General features: G+C 69.5%; 2 protein-coding genes. Both read right to left on the bottom strand.

Annotation, left to right across the window (positions count from 1 at the left end):
• Positions 1 to 389: RNA ligase partner protein (locus tag G7A99_RS22065; protein WP_163144126.1), on the bottom strand; the 389-nt coding region annotated here is incomplete at its 3' end.
• A gap of 132 nt (positions 390 to 521) precedes the next feature.
• On the bottom strand, positions 522 to 829 hold a 308-nt coding region (locus tag G7A99_RS22060; RefSeq protein WP_371807658.1), incomplete at its 5' end, for an RNA recognition motif domain-containing protein.

The following is an 829-nucleotide window of genomic DNA, read 5'->3' as shown; positions in this document are numbered from 1 at the left end:
CCGCGCAGCCAGCGCACCGTGCGCTCGACGCTGCCGGACTCGACCTCGCGCACCGCCTTCTCCGCGACCCGCAGGCCGCGATCGATGCGCGTGCGGATATCCTCGATGAGCTCGTAGAGGAACAGCCCGGGCACGCGCAGGTCGTGCCGGCGCGGGGCCTGCAGGTGGACCACCAGCTCCAGGTCCGGCGGCAGCCGTTCCGGGTCGGCGAAATGGGTGAGCTCGTCCATCACCGAGGGCGGCATGTAGCAGGTCAGCCGCGGCGCGGCCTCACGGGCGAGCTCGACGAACCGGTTGACCGCCGCGGTGGCATCGTCACCGAAGACGCGGGCCACCTCGGGATTGGTGAAGATACTGGTATCCAGCACGATCGCGTCGGTGTGGTTCATGCGGCCTCCTGGGTCGAGACGCCGGGCATGGGAACGCGATGGCGGGGGTCAGAATACGCGACGCCCGCGTCGGCAAGCCGGCGCGGGCGTCGGTGTGGGCCTTTTCAGGCCGCTCCGCAACGTATGCGGAGCTTAGAAGCGGCGCGGGCCGCGACCGCCGCCGGCCGGCTTGCGGTCCTGCGCCTCGTTGATGCGCAGGGTGCGGCCGCCGAGCTCGGTGCCGTTCAGCGCCTCGATGGCAGCATCCGCCTCGGAGGGGGCCATGCGCACGAAGCCGAAGCCGCGCGGACGACCGGTCTCGCGATCCGTGATGAGGCGAACCTCGTTGACGTCGCCGTAAGCGGCGAACAGGTCACGGACCTCGTCCTCGGAGGCACTGAAGGGCAGGTTGCCCACGTAAATCGATTTCATCGTAACTACACTCATCTTCCCTACCGGCC

This window comes from Arhodomonas sp. KWT (assembly GCF_010993615.1).
This window is presented reverse-complemented; position numbering and strand designations above follow the sequence as displayed.